We start from the raw sequence: 13,839 nt of genomic DNA, 5'->3' as shown, positions 1-13,839 counted from the left end.
GGCGATGACGATCGATCCCTCCGACATCCTGCTCACCGGTCGCGTGGCGGTGGTGACCGGTGGGGGGGCGGGCATCGGTCGCGGCGTCGCCGCCGGGATGGCCGCCTTCGGCGCGTCCGTGGCGATCTGGGAGCGCGACCCGCAGACCTGCGCGCAGGCCGCGGAATCCATTGGCGCCCTGGGCATCGTCGCCGATGTCCGTGACAGCGGCCAGGTCGACGACGCGCTGCAGCGCACGAACGCCGAACTCGGCACGCCGACGATCCTGGTCAACAACGCCGGAGGGGTGTTTTCCTCTCCGCTGCTGGAAACCAGTGAGAACGGTTGGGATGCGCTCTACCGGGCCAATCTGCGCCACGTGCTGCTGTGCACCCAGCGCGTCGCGCGGCAGATGGTGTCGGCCGGCATCGGCGGCAGCATCGTCTCGGTGACCTCGATCGAGGGCGTGCGTGCGGCGCCGGGATACGCGGCGTACGCGGCGGCCAAGGCGGGCGTCATCAACTACACCCAGACCGCCGCGCTGGAACTGGCGCCGCACGGCATCCGGGTCAACGCGATCGCCCCCGACATCACGCTCACCGAAGGGCTGGCGCAGCTGGGCGGCGAAGCCGCGCTGACCGGGATCGGTCACGTGGTGCCGCTGGGACGCCCTGGTCACGTCGACGAAATCGCCAGCGTCGCGGTGTTTCTCGCATCAGACATGTCGGCGTACTTGACCGGGCAGACGCTGCACGTCGACGGCGGCACCCACGCGGCGAGCGGTTGGTATCACGACCCGAAAACGGGCGAGTACCGGCTCGGCCCGTCCGGCTAGTGGCTCCACCCCTCGGCGGCCTGGTCCGAGAAGGTGCCGTCGATGCGTTCGAACCTGCGGCGGATCGACGCGCGCGCGGCCTCGTGCGGCAGCACGTACAGGCGGTTGGCCAGGATCGCATCCGCCGTCAACCGGGCGACATCTTCCACGCCGACGCCCGCGTCCTGAGTCGGTAGCGTCCCGTCCGCCGCCTTCGGCGAAGACGACAGCCCGTAATCCGCACCCCGGATCCGTTCCGAGTTGGAGACCAGTTTGGTCTCAACGACCATCGGGCACAGCACCGAAACGCCGATGCCGCTGTCCTTTACCTCCCGGGCGAGCGTCTCGGCCAGGCCGACCACACCGTATTTGGCGACGCCGTAGGCCCCTAGGCCGGCGTTGGGAACGAGGCCTGCGAAGGACGCGGTGAACGCGAGGTGTCCGCCCGTGCCCTGTTCGAGCAGCCTCGGCAGGAACGCCTCGACGGCGTGGATGTTGCCCCACAGGTCGATGTCGATGACCCAGCGCCAGTCGTCGTGGGTCATCTGCGCAATCGGGCCCGCGACCACGATGCCGGCATTGCTGAAGACGACGTCGACGCGGCCTAGGAGGCGGAAAGATTCTTTCGCGAGGTGAACCATTTCGTGGAGATGCCGGACGTCGCATACCACGCCGTGTGCGTCGAATTCCTGGGCGCACAGGTGGTTTACTGCCTGCTCCAGGCCGGGCTGATCGACGTCGGAGAGCACCACGCGGGCGCCCCGGCGGGCGAATTCGGCGGCCGTCGCCAAACCGATACCACTCGCACCGCCCGTGACGACCGTTCCGCGACCTTCAAACCCGTCCATGGGACGGAACTCTATTTCAAGCAGCTACCCGCATCGATCGGCAGGGTCACTCCGGTGATGTAGCGGGATTCGTCGGACGCGAAGAAGAGCACCGCATTGCTGATGTCGATCGGTTCCACCCACGGGATCGGCAGGGTGTGGAACAGCTGACAGATCGGCGCCATGTCGTCGGGTCCCGGGTTCTCCAGGTCCGGGCGGAACATCTTGAACGTTCCCTCGTTGTGCAGCATCGGCGTCTTGACGTGGGTCGGGTGCACCGAGTTAACCCGAATCATGTGTTGCCCCAACTCGACTCCGAACGCGCGCATCAACCCCACAACCCCGTGTTTGGCGGCGACGTAGTGGCCGGTGTGGGGGTAGGCCTTCAGCCCGCCGACCGAGCTGGTCAGGATGATCGAACCGCCCCGGCCGCCCGACAAGAGGTGCGGCACACCGGCTTTCACCGTCTTCCACACCCCGGACAGGTTGATGTCGATCATCTCCGTCCAGTCTTCTTCGCTGGTCTTGTCCAGAGTGTCGCCACCGTTGCCGATTCCGGCATTGGCCACGATGATGTCGAGCCGGCCCAGTTGTTCGACGCCGCTGTCCACCGCGGCCTTGAGCGCCTCGTAGTCGCGCACGTCCACTTCGGCGGTGACGATCCTGCGATTGTGCCCCTTGACCAGGTCGGCCGTCTCGGCGAGGTCCTCGGGCGTCGACGCCGGTATCGCGGTGTCGGTAACGCCCTCGCGGATCGGCTTGCAGATGTCGATGGCGATGATGTCGGCGCCCTCCTGCGCCAGCCGCACCGCGTGGCTGCGGCCCTGACCGCGCGCCGCTCCGGTGACGAAGGCGACTTTGCCCTCAACACGTCCGGTCATGGCTACCCCTACTCCTGACTAGTGATCGCGCGCCTGGGTGCACAACGGCCGGACCCGTCCCCCGGGATCCCCGATCTCGCCGCCTTTGCACTCTGTCACCACCCCGTCGGGGGTGTCAACGGCAAATCCATTTTGGTTACTTGCGGTTCTAAATATTAGAGAAGCGCATTCTCGTCAGCAAATTGGCGTGCGCTATGTGGTCAGCTCGAGCATGGGTGATGGACGGGTGCGCTTGCGCTAGCCGACGAAGCCGCGCGAACAGAAATCCCATACCTCGTCGCTGGTGATGGGGTGGACGGTCGCGTCGTCAGAGCCGCCGCTGGATTGCGCGATGAACATGACCGTCTGCATGGTCATGGCGGCCATCCGCTTCGGATTGACGCCCGCCCGCAATTTACCCGCGTCGCACGCCGCTTCCATCAATTCGGTCAGCAGCGCCAACAGGGGGGCGTGCGCCACTTTGACCTCGGCCGGGTGCGTGACCAGCAACCGCGGCGCGAAGTCGGTGAACAGCGGCCGCTTGGCCGTCGGATCCGGACGGGAGGCCTCATACAGGAGCTGGACGGCAACCTTCAGCCGCTCGAGGGGATCGGACTGGCTTTCGGTGGCGGCGCGAATCTGGTCGGCGGACCGGCTGAGGGCATCTTCGAACAGCGCCAGCAGCAACTCGTGCTTGCCGTCGAATTGCAGGTAGAAGCTGCGTAGCGACTGGCGGGACCGGTCGACGACCTCCTGCACGGTAAAGTCGGTGGAGCCCTTCTCGATGATGATGGCCTGTGCCGCGTCGAGGAAGCGCTGAACCCGTTGCGCGGCGCGCAGTTTCGCCGTCTTGATGGACCTCTCGACGGCGCGCTGCTTCCAGGCGGGCTCTTCGCTCGGGCTGGTCACGGCCGGCTCAGCTGATTGCCGCGAGGGGAGAACATGATTGGACTCTACCGGAGAACGCCGTGACATCGCTGCGCTCGACCCCCTCACGGATCATGTGTCGGAGATTGTAACTTTCGTGTCACGAGAATACTATTCTCTTAGACGTGTGTAGGGAAGCGTAATCATAAGAGCGAACCGCGCCGCCGGCGGAAATCGTGATCTACCGACGCGGGGAAGTGCTCACGACCGTTGCGGGGAGTCGCGTGCAGCTCACCTTTGACGCCGACGTGGAGGCGTTCCGCGCAGAATTCGTCGCCTTCCTGGACACCCATGTGCCCCCCGAGGCCGAGGCCTTCGACAGGCCCCGCTCCAGCTCGGATGTGCCGGAATGGGCCCGGCGCTGGCAGCGGCTGCTGTTCGACAGCGGTTGGCTGCTGCCGGGCAACCCGCCCGAGTTCGGCGGACGCAACGCCACGCTGTTGCAGCAGTACGTGTACCTGGAGGAGCTGGGCCGGCGGCACATCTACCAAAGTTTCAATCCGCAGGGTGTGGGCATCATTGCGGCCTCCCTGTTGACCTTCGGAACGCCCGAACAAAAGCGCAAGTGGGCGGTGCCGATCCTGCGGGCCGAGATCACCGCGTCGCTGGGGATGAGTGAACCCGGCGCGGGCTCGGACCTGGCGTCGCTGAAAACCCGGGCGGTGGTCGACGGTGACCATTTCGTCGTCAACGGGCAGAAGGTGTGGACATCGGGCGCCCACGACGCCGACGTGCTGCTGACCTTCGTGCGTACCGATCCAAAGGCCGCCAAGCACAAGGGCATTAGCGTGTTGCTGATCCCGACCGACACACCCGGTGTGGTGCGCCGGCCCTTCGCGTCGATGTGTGACAGCGATGAAGTCGACTTCAACGAGGTGTTTTTCACCGACGCGCGCGTCCCGGCCGAAAACCTGGTGGGCGAGCTGAACGGCGGATGGCGGGTGGCCACCGGGTCGCTGGGGCACGAGCGCGTCATGCTGTGGATGGGATACGTCGACCTGTTGCACGAACTGAGCGTGGATTTCCGTCCATCGGGCCCGCTGGAACGCGATCGCTACGCCACCCTGGTGATGGACGCCCACGCGCTGCGGCTACTGGGATCCGCGGCGTTGTCGCGGGCCGCTCGCGGGGAGGAGGACGTGCCCGCCCAGTCGGTACTCAAGCTGCTGGGTTCTGAGGCGCTGCAGCGGGCAGCCGAGGACGCCCTGGACGCCGAGCACGGCGACGGGCTCGTGCACCGCGCGATGACCGCCCCGTTCGCTCCGCTGAACCTCGACAGCCATTACCGTAGCTGGTTCGACCGCTATGCGCGCACCTTCGCCGCGACGATCGCCGGCGGCACGTCGGAGATTCAGCGGAACATCATCGCCGAGCGTGTGCTGGGGTTGCCGCGGAACTAGCGGGCGTCCAGCCAGGCGTAGTAGCCGATCGCGACGAGCCCGGCCGCGATCGACACCGCCCCTAACACCATGCCCGCCAGCGCGATTCGGGGATTATTCGCTTCTCCTCGCTGCACCCTTCTGCGCGCAATGTCACCTGTTATCACCGCCGCGATGCCGAAGGGCACCCCGACCAGCATCCAGCACGTGAGGAGGGCGACCAAGCCCACGAGCAGCGAGGCGACGCCCATCTCGTTTCGGATCGGCTCGGGCTGACTCATCGCGTCCCATCGTGTTGGCGGCCGGACGCAGTCTACGCGCCGGTCCCCGGTGCCATCCGTCGCAGAAACTCTGCGACGTGGCGCGCGAGGCTACAGCTGCGCAAGCCGGGGGGCGAACCGCTTGTCCACCAGCGTCTTTCCGGCCTCGCGGGTCAGCTCGCGGGTGTTTCCCAGCAGCCCGTCCAGGATCAGCGACCGTTTCACGTGGTGGTGTAGCGAGTGCTCGGCGGTGAAGCCGATGCCGCCGAGCACCTGCTGGCAGTGGCGGGCGGCGGTCAGCGCAGCCTGGCCGGCGGCGGCCTTCGCCAGCAGTGCGGCCAGCCCGTCGTGATCGTGGGGCTGCCCGGCGACATGCAGCGCCGCTTCGGCACCCTCGATCGCGACGAGCGTCTCTGCCAGCCGGTGCCGGATCGCCTGGAACGAACTGATGTGCCGCCCGAACTGAACGCGGTCCAAGGCGTGCTGACGCGCCAGCGACAACATGGCCCGACCGGCGCCGACCAACCACCAACCCAGTGCGCGCCTGCCGGCATCCAGCGCGGACGACGGTAACGAATCACCTTGAAGCACACGGTATATCGGCAGCGACTCGTCGATAGCCGTTTCGGCACCCGCGCCGCGCTGCCATTTCACCCAGGACCCGCCCGCAAACGGTAGCGGCGGGGCGCCTCCCGGCGCGGCGCCGATCTCGCGCGACACCACGTCGTTGAGCACCGGGGCATGCGCGCCCGTCTCGCCGAGCAGACGGAACACCAAAGGGATCGCAAAATCCGGCATTTCGTCCAACATGTCGCGCCAGCCCAGCTCGATCAGCGCCGCGTCGAGCTCGTCCCCCGATACGGCCACCATCGTTGTTCGCAACGAACCTTCGAGCAGGCGCAACGACTCGGCATCGGTCGCGGTGTCCACGGTTCACTCCTTCCCGAGGTCGAGGAGCCGGCGCGCGATGATATTGCGTTGGATCTCGGCGGTGCCGCCGTAGATGGTCGCCGCCCGCGAGTACAGGTATTCGGGACGCCACGGCGTGTCATCGAGCTCGAGCGTGCCGGGCAGCAGGTCGCGGACGGTGTCGTAGAGCCGCTGCTCGGCGCCGGCGAGCAGCACCTTGTCGATCGAGGTGTCCGGTCCCAGTCGTGCTCCGCCGCGCAGCCGGTGCTGGGTGTCGCGTGACCGGCAGCGCAGCGTGTGCAACGCCAGATAGGCCGCCCCGAGCGCGGATTCGTCGGGCTCGCCGGCGTCGCACGCCTGGGCGATGAGGTCGTCGAAGCGCGAGTACAGGTAGGCGATTCGTTGCCAGAAGCACGTGGACCGCTCGTAGGGGAGTAGGTCCATGGCGAGCCGCCAGCCGTCGCCCGGCCGGCCGAGCATCCGGCTACCCGGGATCACCACATCGTCGTAGTAGACCTCGCAGAATTCGTCGACCCCGTGCATCGTCTGCAGCGGCCGGACGGTGATGCCCGGGGTGTCGAGATCGACGAAGAAGGCGGTGATCCCGTCGTGTCCCGGCGCGGTGCGGGTGAGCAGGACGCAGCGCGCCGAGAACTGCGCGAAGCTGGTCCAGACTTTCTGCCCGTTGACGATCCACTCGTCGCCCCGCTGCGTCGCGCGGGTGGTCAGCGACGCCAGGTCGCTGCCGGACCCCGGTTCGGAAAAGCCCTGACACCAGTGCTCTTCGCCGCTCAGCAGCCGCGGCACCATCTCGGCGGCAAGCGCCGCCGGCGCGTAGTCGATCATCGTGGGTGCGAGCACCTCGAGCATCGAATAAGGCCCGGGTTCGGCGAGTCGGCGACCGACCACCTCTTCGCCGACGATCGCGCGCAACAGGGCGGGACCGCCCAATCCGCCGACCTCGGCGGGCCAGCCGTAGCGCATCCAGCCGGCGTCATACAGCGCGCGGCTCACCCTGGCGAACTGCCGCATATTGCCCTGCAGCGAGTGGTCGGGGCCGGGGGTCAGGTCATTGTCGTCGAGCCAGGCGCGCAAACCCGCCCGGAACTCCTCGACATTCACGGCGTGGGACGGCCGACCGCGTGCGGGCGCCCGGAGTCGTGCACGCCGCTGCGACGGATGAACGTCATGGCACGGGTTTTCAGCCGCCATCCGTCGGGGGTGCGGGCATAGGTGTCGCGGTAGTAGCCGATCCGCATGTCATGGGTGGCGTGGTCGATGAAGCACAGCGGCTGGGTGCCGCTGGCGGAGTCACCGTCGATGTCGACGAGCGCTGTCCCGGTGAGGAACAAGCCCTTTGGCGCTGCCGCCACCAACTCGGGAAATCTGTCCAAGCGGTAGGTGTCGCCGAACGCGCTGTAGGTCCCGTCCGGCGTGAAGACGCCGATGAGCCCGTCGATGTCTTCCTGGGTGATGGTGACGGCGTAGCGGGCGAGCAGCTGCTGGATCTCGACCAGGTCGTCAGTTCGCGTTGGCTGTCTTGTCGACATAGACCTTGCCGCCTTTCATGACAAAGCTCACGTTCTGGGTAACGGTGATGTCTTCCAAGGGGTTTCCCGGGACTGCGATGATGTCGGCGAGCTGGCCCGCCACGAGCCGGCCGCGGTCGGTCGAGTTGATCAGCTCGGCCGCGGTCACCGTCGCCGCCCGCAACACGGCCAACGGCGGCAGCCCCCAATTCACCAGGGTGACCAACTCGTCGGCGTTGCGCCCGTGCGGTATCGCCGGCGCGTCGGTGCCGACCGCGATCTTCACCCCGGCCTGGTGGGCGGCCAATATGGAGGTCCGCGCCTTCGGGAACATCTCGGCCGCCTTGGCCTGCAACTCCGGCGGAGCGTGCGAGACGTCCATCGCATTACCGTCGGCCAACCGCCGCGTGCTCACCAGGAAGGTGCCGTGCTCGACCATCGACGTGATCGCTTCGTCGTCGATCAAGAAGCCATGCTCGATGCAGTCGATGCCGGCGTCGACGGCATGTTTGACCGCCTCGGCGCCGTGCGTGTGCGCGGCGACGCGCAGCCCGCGCCGGTGCGCCTCGTCGACGATCGCGCGCAGCTCCTCATCGGAATAGTGCTGTGCGCCGGGCGGACCGGTGAGCGACATCACCCCGCCCGAGCAGCAGACCTTGATCAGCTCGGCGCCGTGTTTGATCTGGTAGCGCACCGCCTTGCGGATCTCGTCGACGCCGTTGGCGATGCCCTCCTCGACGGTCAGCTCCAGCGCGTGGGGCGCGAACGCCGCGAACATCGTCGGGTCCAGGTGCCCGCCGGTGGGCGTGATGGCATGCCCGGCCGGCACCACGCGCGGCCCGTCGATCCAACCCGCGTCGATGGCCTTGCCCAGCGCGACGTCCAACAGGTAGCCGCCGGTCTTGACGAACAGGCCGAGGTTGCGCACGGTGGTGAATCCGGCGCGCAGCGTGCGCCGCGCGTTGCCGACCGCGCGCAGCACCCGCGTCGGCGGGTCGTCCTGAACCTGGGACAGTCCGGGCTTTTCGCCGCGGCCGCCCATCAACAGGTTGACCTCCATGTCCATCAACCCCGGCAACAGGATCTGGTCACCGAGGTCGATGAGCTCGCCCTCCGGCTCGCCGCCGACCCTCACGATCCGGTCGCCCTCGATCTTCACGACGCCGGGGGAGACGATCTCGCCGGCGTCGACATCGAGCAGCCCGGCGGCCTTGAGCGTCAACACCGGTTAGATCACCGGCTCCCGAATGCACTCCACCCAGGCCGCGCCGCTGTCCGGCACCCTCGGTTGTTTCCACGCCTCGATCGGAAACGACACCATGACGAGCGACTGCATCATGTGCATGAGAGCCTTTGCGTCCTCGGGGAGATCGTCGAGCGGGTATTTGTCACAGTAGGCGATCACGTCGTTCAGGCGGGGGAAAGCCACGTCGTAGAACGCCTGCATCTCGGCCATCGTCGAAGACAGCCGCTTGGCGTAGCGCTCGGGTTCGGTGGCCAGGTCCCAGTCCAAAAAGGGTTCGAGATCGGCGAATTCAGCGGGCAGCAGCGACGTGGCCATTGTTCTGATACTCCTTCACGTAGTCACCGGTCGTCTTGTGCAGGTGACGGATCAAGACTTCCTGGTCGCACAGCAGGAACTCCGTGACAGCCCGGGTGCCGATCATGGTCTGGGTCGCTTCCAGCGTGTTGGCGTCCTGCAGCGCGTACTCCTTGAAGGTCACGGCGGCCAACTCCTGGGCCAGTCGTTCCCGGGCATTGCGCGGCGGGACGAAATACAGCGTGCATTCGAAGAGGTGCTTGTCCACGGCCGTCGGCCAGTAGTGGTAGGTCAGGTACCAGCCCGGCTCCCAGATCAACAGCATGAAGTTCGGGTAGAAGAGCCACGAGTCGATGCCCCACTGCGGCACCCTCTTCACGTTGACACCCGGTGGCAGCTCGAGCTTCTCGATGAGCTCCGGCTTGTCCCACGGGCCGAACAAACCGCTGCGCAACACCTGGTCCATCGGCTTCACCATTGACATGTCCGGGGGCGGGGCCTGACCACCCCACGTCGATTGCAGGCTGTGCGGCCCGGCCACCTCGTAGTGCAGCGCCTCGTATCCGAACTTCTGGATCTTGGCGGCTTCTTCCTTGGTGTACTGCCCCTGGTGCAGGATCGGCGCGTGGTAGAACTCGATGAACGCGTCGATGAACAGCTTCCAGTTACTGCCGACCTCGGCGCGATAGGAATAGGTCTCGGTCATCTCGCCGAAGGGGTAGCCCTCGATGCTCTTGGCCAGTGGCCCGAGGTAATCGACCAGCGGCGCCGCGTTCTGGTCGAAGTTGATGAAGATGAAGCCTTCCCACACCTCGCACCGGACGGGCGCTAGGCCGAAGTTGCCCTTGTCGAGATTGAAGAACTCCTCTTCCTGTTGAACGAAGGTCAGGTCGCCGTCGAGGCTGTAGCGCCAGGCGTGGTACTTGCAGGTGAACTGTCGGCAGGTGCCGGAGGTCTCCTCGTTGGGGAAGTCGTTCCACACCAACTTGTTTCCCCGGTGGCGGCAGACATTGTGATACGCCTTGACCGATCCGTCCTTCGTCTTGACGATGATCACCGACGTGCCCTTGCCCGCCGACGGCAGTTCCCTGGTGAAGTAGCTCCCGGTACGCGGCAGTCGCTCGACTCGGCCGACGTTGAGCCAGGTCTTCCTGAAGACGGCGTCGCGCTCGGCCTCGAAGAATGCCGGATCGATCGAGTCCGTGTAGTCGACCGGTGCCGTGCCGAGTTCGGGGTAGTTCTCTGTCCAGCTGCCGGCGGCCGGCTTGGGGAAGTGGGGCACCTTTCTACCTCTCTTAGTGTTCCTCATCGGCGTTCTCGAGCTGTACGCCAAAAGTGTTGAAGGCCATGGCCAGCAAGGCGTAACAGCCGACCGTGAAGACGAAATCCATGCGCTGCTGGTCGTCGAGGCGCTCGCCGAGCGCGGCCCAGGTCTCGTCGGACAGCTGTGATTTCTCCTCGAGCTCGTCGACGCCGGCGATCACCACGCGGTCGAACTCGTCCAACCCGCCGGCGTCCTCACCGGCAAAACTCTGCACCGCGGCGATCTGGTCCTCGGTGATTCCTTCGGCCTTGGCCATCGAGACGTGGTGGGACCACTCGTAGGCGCAGGTGCGGCGATGCGCGACCCGCAGGATGGCCAGCTCACGGACGCGCGGCGGCAGCGTGGACGAGGTCAACAGGTGGACGTTGAAGCGGAGAAACGCCTTGGCCAGCGCCGGGTGGCGGGCGAGGGTGCTGAGCGCGTTGTTGGTGTCCGCGTCGCGCATTGCCGAGAGTGCCGTGCGGGCAGTGTCGTCCCACTGGTCAGCGGGCAGCGGCGCCAACCGCATCCGCGCACTCCTCTCGCTATCCCCCCAGCCACCTCTCGGTGAAGGAGAATCAGATTCTCATTTACAACTAATAGAGTTGCATGAATCGAGCGGCCGGTCAATGGCGGCGGGCCCGGCCGGCAACCGGTCGTCCGCCCGGGCCAGTCGATACCCCGCCTTCCTGCGAAAACCTCGGTGACCGCGCCGCTGCGTCGGTCGACGCGGGCTTTCGCCTTCGCACACCGCCGCCAACGGGCGGGCGATTCACCGGTCCGTTCCGCGCCTGGTCGGCCGGTGACCCCCGGCCGCTGCGCCCGCTGGATGTTGATTCTCGCTTGGCGAGAAGATAGTTTTCATTTAGTGATCTTGGCGCGGGACAGCGATTCGCCGAGGCTGCGTGGGAGCGGAATCGAATAGACGGACCCGACGGAAGGGCAACGGCCATGAACAAAGAAGACATGATCCTGATCAGCGTCGACGACCACACCGTCGAGCCGCCCGACATGTTCAAGAACCACCTGGCGAAGAAGTACATCGACGACGCGCCCCGGCTGGTGCACAACCCCGACGGCTCCGACATGTGGAAGTTCCGCGACACGGTGATCCCGAACGTGGCACTCAACGCGGTCGCCGGCCGGCCCAAGGAGGAGTACGGCATCGAGCCGACCGGGCTCGACGAGATCCGGCCGGGTTGTTACAACGTGGACGAGCGGGTCAAGGACATGAACGCCGGCGGCATCCTGGCCTCGATCTGCTTCCCGTCGTTCCCCGGTTTCGCCGGCCGGCTGTTCGCCACCGAGGATCACGACTTCTCGATCTCGCTGGTGCAGGCCTACAACGACTGGCACATCGATGAGTGGTGCGGGGCGTACCCCGCGCGGTTCATCCCGATGGCCATCCCGGTGATCTGGGACGCCGAGGCGTGCGCCGCCGAGGTGCGCCGGGTGTCGAAGAAAGGCGTGCACGCGCTGACCTTCACCGAGAACCCGGCCGCGATGGGCTACCCCAGCTTCCACGACGCGTACTGGACCCCGCTGTGGAAGGCGTTGTGCGACACCAACACCGTGATGAACGTGCACATCGGCTCGTCGGGCCGGCTCGCGATCACGGCGCCCGACGCGCCCATGGACGTGATGATCACGCTGCAGCCGATGAACATCGTGCAGGCCGCCGCGGACCTGCTGTGGTCCAAGCCGATCAAGGAGTACCCCGACCTCAAGATCGCGCTCTCCGAGGGCGGGACCGGGTGGATCCCCTACTTCCTCGAGCGGGCCGACCGCACGTTCGAAATGCACTCCGCGTGGACCCACCAGAACTTCGGCGGCAAGCTGCCCAGCGACGTCTTCCGCGAGCACTTCCTGACGTGCTTCATCAGCGACAAGGTGGGCGTCGCGCTGCGCAACATGATCGGCATCGACAACATCGCCTGGGAGGCCGACTACCCGCACAGCGACTCGATGTGGCCGGGTGCGCCCGAAGAACTGTGGGACGTGTTGTCCCTCAACGACGTTCCCGACGACGAAATCAACAAGATGACCTACGAGAACGCCATGCGCTGGTACTCGTTCGACCCGTTCACCCACATTTCGCGCGAACAGGCGACGGTCGGTGCACTGCGCAAAGCCGCCGAGGGGCACGACGTGTCCATCAGGGCACAGGGCCACGAAAAGGACGCTCGAGGCGGCTCGTCCTTCGCAGATTTCGCGGCCAACGCGAAAGCCCTTACCGGCAACACGGACTGACCGCACCCCCGGACTGGGTTGTGCGCCGGTGCCCTTAACCGATTGAAGGAGACCTAGCTGTGCCCGGCGCAGGAATGAACTTCGAGCTGACCGATGACCAGGAGCTGATCCGCCGGTCGGTTGCCGAATTGGCCGCGAAATTCGACGACCAGTACTGGATGGAAAAAGACCAGGCGCACGAATTTCCCACCGAGTTCTACAAGGCCATCGCCGACGGCGGCTGGCTGGGCATGACGATCCCCACCGAATATGGCGGGCACGGCCTCGGCATCACCGAGGCCACGATCCTGCTCGAGGAGGTGGCGAAATCCGGCGGCGCCATGAACGCCGCCAGCTCGATCCACCTGTCCATCTTCGGCATGCAGCCCGTGGTGGTGCACGGCTCCGACGAACTCAAGGCGCGCACGCTGCCCAAGGTCGCGACGGGCGAAGTCCATGTCTGTTTCGGTGTGACCGAACCCGGTGCTGGACTGGACACCTCGCGCATCACCACCTTCGCCAAACGCGACGGCGACCGTTACATCGTCAACGGCCGCAAGGTGTGGATCTCCAAAGCCATGGAGTCCGACAAGATCCTGCTGCTCACCCGCACCCAGTCATATGAGGAAGTCACCAAGAAGACCGACGGGATGACCCTGTTCATCACCGATCTGGACCGCGGCCGCATCGACGTCCGCCCCATCCGCAAGATGGGCCGCAACGCCGTCAGCTCCAACGAGTTGTTCATCGACAACCTCGAGGTGCCGGTCGAGGACCGAATCGGCGAGGAAGGCAAGGGTTTTCAGTACATCCTGGACGGCCTGAACCCCGAGCGGATGCTGATCGCCGCCGAGGCGCTCGGCATCGGCCGGGTAGCCCTGGACAAGGCGGTGAAGTACGGCAACGAGCGTGAGGTCTTCGGCCGGCCCATCGGCATGAACCAGGGCCTGCAGTTCCCGCTCGCGGACTCGCTGGCGCGCCTGGACGCCGCCGAGCTGATGCTGCGCAAGGCCACCTGGTTGTACGACAACGGCAAACCCTGTGGCCGCGAGGCGAATACCGCGAAATACCTCTGCGCCGACGCCGGCTTCACCGCCGCCGACCGGGCGTTGCAAACCCACGGCGGCATGGGCTACGCGGAGGAGTACCACATCACGCGCTACTTCCGCGAGGCCCGGCTGATGAAGATCGCGCCGGTGAGCCAGGAGATGATCCTGAATTTCCTGGGATCGAATGTCCTGAAACTGCCGAGGAGCTACTGATGACCCGTACGCCGTGCGACG

15 protein-coding genes and 1 pseudogene are annotated in these 13,839 nt (G+C 66.2%); 5 read left to right on the top strand and 11 right to left on the bottom strand.

Annotation, left to right across the window (positions count from 1 at the left end; translation table 11 throughout):
* Positions 1–4: 4 nt before the first annotated feature.
* On the top strand, positions 5–814 hold the full coding sequence (locus G6N51_RS15260; protein WP_083168427.1) for an SDR family NAD(P)-dependent oxidoreductase: 810 nt from the start codon (positions 5–7) through the stop codon (positions 812–814).
* Here the strand turns inward: G6N51_RS15260 and G6N51_RS15255 are convergent.
* The 3 genes from G6N51_RS15255 to G6N51_RS15245 all read right to left on the bottom strand — a co-directional run bounded on the left by G6N51_RS15255 (position 811) and on the right by G6N51_RS15245 (position 3,389).
* Complete coding sequence (locus G6N51_RS15255) at positions 811–1,641, bottom strand: SDR family NAD(P)-dependent oxidoreductase (RefSeq protein WP_083168430.1); 831 nt, start codon at positions 1,639–1,641, stop codon at positions 811–813. The genes G6N51_RS15260 and G6N51_RS15255 overlap by 4 nt on opposite strands.
* Before the next feature lie 11 nt (positions 1,642–1,652).
* Positions 1,653–2,501 carry a mycofactocin-coupled SDR family oxidoreductase gene (locus G6N51_RS15250; RefSeq protein WP_083168433.1) on the bottom strand — a complete coding sequence of 283 codons (849 nt, stop codon included), beginning with the start codon at positions 2,499–2,501 and terminating at the stop codon, positions 1,653–1,655.
* Between the two features lie 237 nt (positions 2,502–2,738).
* Positions 2,739–3,389 carry a TetR/AcrR family transcriptional regulator gene (locus G6N51_RS15245; RefSeq protein ID WP_083168436.1) on the bottom strand — a complete coding sequence of 217 codons (651 nt, stop codon included), beginning with the start codon at positions 3,387–3,389 and terminating at the stop codon, positions 2,739–2,741.
* Positions 3,390–3,583: 194 nt separating this feature from the next.
* Between G6N51_RS15245 and G6N51_RS29685 the strand changes: the two are divergent.
* Positions 3,584–4,237: pseudogene (locus tag G6N51_RS29685) on the top strand (acyl-CoA dehydrogenase family protein); the annotation flags it as partial.
* A 12-nt stretch (positions 4,238–4,249) separates the two neighbouring features.
* A complete protein-coding gene (locus G6N51_RS29680; protein ID WP_408632573.1) occupies positions 4,250–4,807 on the top strand; it encodes an acyl-CoA dehydrogenase family protein in 558 nt (185 codons plus the stop codon).
* Here the strand turns inward: G6N51_RS29680 and G6N51_RS15235 are convergent.
* From G6N51_RS15235 to G6N51_RS15200, 8 genes are all read right to left on the bottom strand, one after another.
* Positions 4,804–5,067 (bottom strand): DUF4190 domain-containing protein, encoded by a 264-nt coding sequence (locus G6N51_RS15235; protein ID WP_083168442.1) that lies wholly within the window; start codon positions 5,065–5,067, stop codon positions 4,804–4,806. The genes G6N51_RS29680 and G6N51_RS15235 overlap by 4 nt on opposite strands.
* A 90-nt stretch (positions 5,068–5,157) precedes the next feature.
* Positions 5,158–5,916: an acyl-CoA dehydrogenase family protein gene (locus G6N51_RS15230; RefSeq protein ID WP_276055583.1), complete on the bottom strand. Its 759-nt coding sequence runs from the start codon at positions 5,914–5,916 to the stop codon at positions 5,158–5,160.
* A gap of 63 nt (positions 5,917–5,979) precedes the next feature.
* The gene (locus G6N51_RS15225) at positions 5,980–7,077 is read right to left on the bottom strand and encodes an acyl-CoA dehydrogenase family protein (RefSeq protein WP_083168448.1); all 1,098 of its coding nucleotides are present in this window, start codon (positions 7,075–7,077) and stop codon (positions 5,980–5,982) included.
* Positions 7,074–7,505, bottom strand: a complete 432-nt coding sequence (locus tag G6N51_RS15220; protein WP_067921276.1) for a nuclear transport factor 2 family protein — start codon at positions 7,503–7,505, stop codon at positions 7,074–7,076. The genes G6N51_RS15225 and G6N51_RS15220 overlap by 4 nt, the downstream gene beginning before the upstream one ends.
* Positions 7,477–8,709 (bottom strand): metal-dependent hydrolase family protein, encoded by a 1,233-nt coding sequence (locus G6N51_RS15215; RefSeq protein ID WP_083168451.1) that lies wholly within the window; start codon positions 8,707–8,709, stop codon positions 7,477–7,479. The genes G6N51_RS15220 and G6N51_RS15215 overlap by 29 nt, the downstream gene beginning before the upstream one ends.
* A gap of 3 nt (positions 8,710–8,712) precedes the next feature.
* A complete protein-coding gene (locus G6N51_RS15210; protein WP_073876722.1) occupies positions 8,713–9,045 on the bottom strand; it encodes a hypothetical protein in 333 nt (110 codons plus the stop codon).
* Positions 9,020–10,306 carry an aromatic ring-hydroxylating oxygenase subunit alpha gene (locus G6N51_RS15205; RefSeq protein ID WP_083168454.1) on the bottom strand — a complete coding sequence of 429 codons (1,287 nt, stop codon included), beginning with the start codon at positions 10,304–10,306 and terminating at the stop codon, positions 9,020–9,022. Before G6N51_RS15205 ends, G6N51_RS15210 begins: the two co-directional genes overlap by 26 nt.
* A 13-nt stretch (positions 10,307–10,319) precedes the next feature.
* Positions 10,320–10,856, bottom strand: a complete 537-nt coding sequence (locus tag G6N51_RS15200; protein WP_083168457.1) for a carboxymuconolactone decarboxylase family protein — start codon at positions 10,854–10,856, stop codon at positions 10,320–10,322.
* 422 nt (positions 10,857–11,278) lie between these two features.
* On the opposite strand from G6N51_RS15200, the gene G6N51_RS15195 reads away from it, so the two are divergent.
* Both G6N51_RS15195 and G6N51_RS15190 read left to right on the top strand, forming a co-directional pair.
* A complete protein-coding gene (locus G6N51_RS15195; RefSeq protein ID WP_083168460.1) occupies positions 11,279–12,577 on the top strand; it encodes an amidohydrolase family protein in 1,299 nt (432 codons plus the stop codon).
* A 74-nt stretch (positions 12,578–12,651) separates the two neighbouring features.
* Complete coding sequence (locus G6N51_RS15190; RefSeq protein ID WP_083168463.1) at positions 12,652–13,818, top strand: acyl-CoA dehydrogenase family protein; 1,167 nt, start codon at positions 12,652–12,654, stop codon at positions 13,816–13,818.
* Positions 13,819–13,839: the final 21 nt, after the last annotated feature.

Origin of the sequence: Mycobacterium paraseoulense (genome assembly GCF_010731655.1) — a bacterium.
Classification (GTDB): domain Bacteria; phylum Actinomycetota; class Actinomycetes; order Mycobacteriales; family Mycobacteriaceae; genus Mycobacterium; species Mycobacterium paraseoulense.
Note: the sequence above shows the minus strand (reverse complement) of the source record. Positions and strands in the feature narration are given on the sequence as shown.

Coding starts and splice junctions, on each gene's coding strand:
- G6N51_RS15260 (WP_083168427.1), top strand. CDS start 5: ATGACGATCGATCCCTCCGACATCCTGCTCACCGGTCGCGTGGCGGTG.
- G6N51_RS15255 (WP_083168430.1), bottom strand. CDS start 1,641: ATGGACGGGTTTGAAGGTCGCGGAACGGTCGTCACGGGCGGTGCGAGT.
- G6N51_RS15250 (WP_083168433.1), bottom strand. CDS start 2,501: ATGACCGGACGTGTTGAGGGCAAAGTCGCCTTCGTCACCGGAGCGGCG.
- G6N51_RS29680 (WP_408632573.1), top strand. CDS start 4,250: ATGTGTGACAGCGATGAAGTCGACTTCAACGAGGTGTTTTTCACCGAC.
- G6N51_RS15235 (WP_083168442.1), bottom strand. CDS start 5,067: ATGAGTCAGCCCGAGCCGATCCGAAACGAGATGGGCGTCGCCTCGCTG.
- G6N51_RS15230 (WP_276055583.1), bottom strand. CDS start 5,916: ATGGTGGCCGTATCGGGGGACGAGCTCGACGCGGCGCTGATCGAGCTG.
- G6N51_RS15220 (WP_067921276.1), bottom strand. CDS start 7,505: ATGTCGACAAGACAGCCAACGCGAACTGACGACCTGGTCGAGATCCAG.
- G6N51_RS15210 (WP_073876722.1), bottom strand. CDS start 9,045: ATGGCCACGTCGCTGCTGCCCGCTGAATTCGCCGATCTCGAACCCTTT.
- G6N51_RS15200 (WP_083168457.1), bottom strand. CDS start 10,856: ATGCGGTTGGCGCCGCTGCCCGCTGACCAGTGGGACGACACTGCCCGC.
- G6N51_RS15195 (WP_083168460.1), top strand. CDS start 11,279: ATGAACAAAGAAGACATGATCCTGATCAGCGTCGACGACCACACCGTC.
- G6N51_RS15190 (WP_083168463.1), top strand. CDS start 12,652: ATGAACTTCGAGCTGACCGATGACCAGGAGCTGATCCGCCGGTCGGTT.